The 4,502-nt window shown below is 43.4% G+C and carries 6 protein-coding genes; 5 read left to right on the forward strand and 1 reads right to left on the reverse strand.

The annotated features are described in order from the left end of the window. The 5 genes from ACEW8S_RS13545 to ACEW8S_RS13565 form a co-directional block, all read left to right on the forward strand. Positions 1–1,012, forward strand: a 1,012-nt coding sequence (locus ACEW8S_RS13545) for a hypothetical protein (RefSeq protein WP_373518677.1), incomplete at its 5' end; no start/stop codon positions are given. 22 nt (positions 1,013–1,034) lie between these two features. Continuing rightward, positions 1,035–2,228: an FG-GAP repeat domain-containing protein gene (locus tag ACEW8S_RS13550; protein ID WP_373518678.1), complete on the forward strand. Its 1,194-nt coding sequence runs from the start codon at positions 1,035–1,037 to the stop codon at positions 2,226–2,228. A gap of 193 nt (positions 2,229–2,421) precedes the next feature. Further along, positions 2,422–2,760, forward strand: coding sequence for a hypothetical protein (locus ACEW8S_RS13555; protein ID WP_373518679.1), 339 nt, complete (start codon positions 2,422–2,424; stop codon positions 2,758–2,760). 75 nt (positions 2,761–2,835) lie between these two features. Next, complete coding sequence (locus ACEW8S_RS13560; RefSeq protein ID WP_373518680.1) at positions 2,836–3,273, forward strand: cupin domain-containing protein; 438 nt, start codon at positions 2,836–2,838, stop codon at positions 3,271–3,273. A 51-nt stretch (positions 3,274–3,324) separates the two neighbouring features. Beyond that, positions 3,325–3,561 carry a hypothetical protein gene (locus ACEW8S_RS13565; protein WP_373518681.1) on the forward strand — a complete coding sequence of 79 codons (237 nt, stop codon included), beginning with the start codon at positions 3,325–3,327 and terminating at the stop codon, positions 3,559–3,561. Positions 3,562–3,705: 144 nt separating this feature from the next. Here ACEW8S_RS13565 and ACEW8S_RS13570 read toward each other — a convergent pair whose 3' ends face one another. Beyond that, positions 3,706–3,945: a hypothetical protein gene (locus tag ACEW8S_RS13570; RefSeq protein ID WP_373518682.1), complete on the reverse strand. Its 240-nt coding sequence runs from the start codon at positions 3,943–3,945 to the stop codon at positions 3,706–3,708. Positions 3,946–4,502 lie beyond the last annotated feature (557 nt).

Raw genomic sequence — 4,502 nt, forward strand, 5'->3', positions numbered from 1 at the left:
GGGGGGCGATACATGGCCCAAAGAATATCACAATACCATTTTCATGAACAATATCAACGGGGCAAGGCTGAACAACGATGAGCTCACACGTTCGGGCTCGGGCTACATCGCTTACCACCGTGACGATTTTTTGGTCATGAACGATTCGTGGTCACAATGGCTGAATTTTAAGTACGGTCCCAGCGGGTCGTTATTTGCCATAGACTGGTATGACCAGAACCAATGCCATAGTCCCAACCCCGAGGTACACGACAAGACTTTGGGCCGTATCTTTAAGATTGCGCACAAAGATGATAAATGGGTACAGGTGAACCTGTACGAAGCGACTGATATGGACCTTGTAAATTATCAATTGCACGAAAACGAATGGTACGTGCGCCAGGCCCGAACGATTTTGCAAGAACGCGGGCCCGACCCTGAAGTGCACAGAGCACTGAAGAAAATAGTAACGGACAACCCCGATATAACAAGTAAACTAAGGGCGCTCTGGACACTTCATGTGACAAAAGGCCTTTCTGAAGCCGAACTCAGGAAACTGCTTGACCATTCGGACGAATACATGAGAAGTTGGGCAATTCAACTTTTAACGGAAGATAAAAAGGTCGCACCGGAAACCCTTCGGAAATTTGAAGCTATGGCCGAAACCGATGATTCCGCCCTGGTACGGCTCTATTTGACCTCAGGTATTCTACGTCTGGAACCGGAAAAACGATGGGGGGTCTTGGAAGGCCTGGTGCAGCGATCCGAAGATGCCGGCGACCATAACCTACCCTTGATGCAATGGTACGCCGCCGAACCGCTTGCTGTTTTGGATGCCGAGCGTGCCTTGAAAATGGCGGAAAGAACAAAAATCCCCGATTTTTTGCCTTATATGATTCGCCGAGTGGGCGAAATAAATACACCAACAGCCAAAAGATCACTTGAAGCTTCCAAAGAACGTTTGGGCCAAAGAAGTAACAGGGACGACGGTATGTATAACCAAAAACTGATAGATTCGCTTTTGACTAAATAGAAGCGATGGAAAATTCGAAAAGATGAAACAAAAAACGTATAATGGCGTGTTGATCTTATGCTGTATGGTGTTCATACTATTCTTCCCACAAGCCATAAGCGCGCAATCGGAAACCTCCGAGGATTTTAAAAAAACGGTGATTACACGAGATTTTATTTCGGAAGGCGTAGCCGCGGCCGATCTTAACAAAGATGGGCAAATGGATGTCGTTGCGGGGTACTATTGGTTCGAGGCCCCTTCATGGAAGCGTCATGAAATGGCCCCTTCCCGAAACTTTGACCCACGGAAGGAATACAGCGAATCCTTTCTCAACTTGGGGATGGACGTAAACCTGGATGGTTGGGACGATGTCGTCATTGTCGACTACCCTGGGAAAGCGGGCTTCTGGTTCGAAAATCCCAAAAATAGGCCCGGCCACTGGTCAAAGCACATTATAGCCGATTCTACCGGCATCTCCAATGAATCACCGGGCTTCATAGATGTTGATGGCGACGGCAGGCTGGATATTCTTAGTGGGGATGTGAACAAAAAACAGATTATCTGGCTACAGGCGCCCACAAAACCCGGAGAGACCGAATGGAAGCGTTTTCCTTTAAGTGGGGAAAACGTACCTGGAACGGAGCAATACTCCCATGGTATCGGTTTTGGTGATGTCGATGGGGATGGACTAAATGATGTGGTCGTAACCGAAGGTTGGTTCAAGGGCACCTCCGATCTAAGATCCGGAAATTGGGAATTTCACAAAGCCGATTTGGGTGAACCTTGTTCCCATATGCAGGTGCTCGATGTCAATGGCGATGGCAAAAGGGACGTTGTAAGTGCTTCGGCCCACCAATTGGGTGTTTGGTGGCACGAACAGGGAGAAGGCCAAAACTTTATCACCCACTTGATTTCGAACACCACGGCACAGACACATGCCTCGATTATGGCAGACCTTGATGGCGACGGCCGTTCTGACTATATTACCGGAAAGCGTTTTTTGGCACATAATGGCAATGATGCCGGGGATGCGGATACCCCATATCTGTTCTGGATAGAGTTCACGCCCGAGAAAGCCCCCTATTTTAAGGAGCACTTGATCGATTCCGATTCCGGTGCAGGGCTGAATATTGCCGTGGCCGATATGGACAAGGATGAGAGGCCCGATATTATAATTGCCAATAAAAACGGGGTGTTTTTATTTGAGAACAGAATGAAAATTGAGTTAGGCGAGTAAAATTGCCTATTTGGGGTCCAGTGGAAGGGTAGCTGTCACCAGCTGCCATTTAGCCTAATTTAAGACAAACTGAACCGAGCAAATTTAAACGGCCCTCAAACGTAAACGAAACCCCTGTTTTAGAAAGTCCAATTAAATGTGGGATTAATTGCACAATGCTTTATTGTGCGGTGTCCCAAAATACATTAGTTTTATGAACACACACGCTGCCATTTATGGTCAGGCAGAAACACTACGAGGCTATCTCATTCAGTATCCGCATTTGAGAAAGTGTTTTTTTGATAACGAGAAGATCTCTCCAGATGATAAAAACTATAGCCGCGTGGTCAGTATTGCAGAGATCTATCTCAACTATCTGGAACAGATATCCGTACTTAAGGATAGTTTTGGAAAAGAAAATCTTGATTCCCTTTTCCGGTTTACAAAAAGCGCCCTGGGAAAAAGTCCGATTCTCAAACAGCACCTAAAAAGTAATCCGTCATTATATTCGGATTCCTTGCACAGAATGGTGGAAGGAAAAAACAGGTTATGAAGGACATATGAATCAATTTTCGAAATAGGAAGTATGGATATCAACATTAAAAATTACATTACAAACAGCAGAACAATGGATTGGAAACCATTGGAAGAGAACGGAGCGGAAACCAAAGGGATTTTTGTCAAGGTTTTACGTTACGACAAAGAAACCAAAAGGGCACCGACATTTTTGCTGAAATTTGAGGCCGGAGCGTCATATCCCTACCATGATCATCCCGCAGGCGAAGAGGCCTTTGTAATGGAAGGCGAAGCATACTTTGACGAACATAAATTGGCAAAGGGCGACTATTTATATACACCGCCCACGTTTAAACATTCTGTAAAACTAGCACAGGATGCGCGATATTATTTATCGTTCCAAAAGAGGTTGAAATTATTACCGACTAAAACGCAAAAGAGGTATATGCCCCTGAGGCCGTTGACAGATCGGGCAGCAGGTTCGATTTCAGCGAAACGAATGGTGTCGTTTTCATGGATGTATGGGCCACTCGGTGCGGATACTGCATAAAGCAGAGGCCGAGGGTAGTGGCGTTCGCCAACAAATACAGGAATTCATCATTTGGCAGATTTCACGATAAAGGAAAAAGGAGGGAATTACGACGCCAGTTTTATAAGTGGCGACAATACATCTTTATCGATCAAGGCTAAAGAAACTGATACTTGGAACGATGGAAGTGAATTTGGAAATCTTGCAGTTGAATTGAAAGCCTATAACTGGAAGGCATCACTATTAGAAGTTGAAAATGTAAAATCAAGTTTTTTAAAAATGAAAATAATTTTCCTAAAGGCTCCGTAAAGTTTGATAATGCTTTGTTGATGAAGGATATTAAACATGAATGGATTGGATTGAAAAAAATAAAAACTCCACCTGACAAAGAACATAATCAAATAAAAGTTCAAATAAAGGTAAGATCTATCGTATTTCATTTTAATGGGTACATCAGACCGTTTTGGCGCGGTCGGCCTTGGTAGAAAAAGTAAGTTCTTTTTTGACCCTGGTGCCGGTACGCTTGTACAAACGAGCTACCTCGGTAATGGATTCCAAAGTAACTTCTTCAGAGATACTTTCAACGGAGCCGGTCATTTCTACTACATCTGCCCTTACTGTTGGATTTGCGGTCTGGGCCTGTGCGATTGCCCCGATAAAAAGAACGAAAATTAAGGTAGCGATAGTTTTCATGACATGCGTTTTTATATAAATAGAACGCCGTACCCCGTATCGAACAGGGCCGTAAATCGTTGAACGACAAATGATTTTCGGTAATCTGCATTCACTCGGTCAAATGGCGAAAAACTATCGTTGAACGGATTCCCCCTTAAAAACACTTTACCGAAACAATTGGCCCTTTGACCGTGTCCAATGACCGTAGATTTTGGGGTTCAATAAAATAATCGGATGAAAAGGGTCCGAATCCCGAAGCATAACTTCCCATCTGCAAAAATCAAATACCCAACAGTTATTATCGAATAGGGCAATATTTTCCACACCGTTTATCGGGTCCACCTCTTATTAAGGGGCAAGTACATTGAACATATTTTAGTATCTTCAATGAAAGTTCAATCAAACGATGTTTTTTTTACTATGGTTCAGGGATGAATCCAATTTATTAAGTATATTAGTCTTATAATTTATGAAATAATATACTAAAATGTTAGAAATCGTATATGGTTACCAGAATTTACTCGAAAATATTGATGCCTATATCGATGACAGTAAATTCAAGAAAGAGTATTTGA

It is taken from the genome of Pricia sp. (assembly GCF_041745955.1).
GTDB lineage: Bacteria > Bacteroidota > Bacteroidia > Flavobacteriales > Flavobacteriaceae > Pricia.

Coding starts and splice junctions, on each gene's coding strand:
- ACEW8S_RS13570 (WP_373518682.1), bottom strand. CDS start 3,945: ATGAAAACTATCGCTACCTTAATTTTCGTTCTTTTTATCGGGGCAATC.
- ACEW8S_RS13555 (WP_373518679.1), top strand. CDS start 2,422: ATGAACACACACGCTGCCATTTATGGTCAGGCAGAAACACTACGAGGC.
- ACEW8S_RS13550 (WP_373518678.1), top strand. CDS start 1,035: ATGAAACAAAAAACGTATAATGGCGTGTTGATCTTATGCTGTATGGTG.
- ACEW8S_RS13560 (WP_373518680.1), top strand. CDS start 2,836: ATGGATTGGAAACCATTGGAAGAGAACGGAGCGGAAACCAAAGGGATT.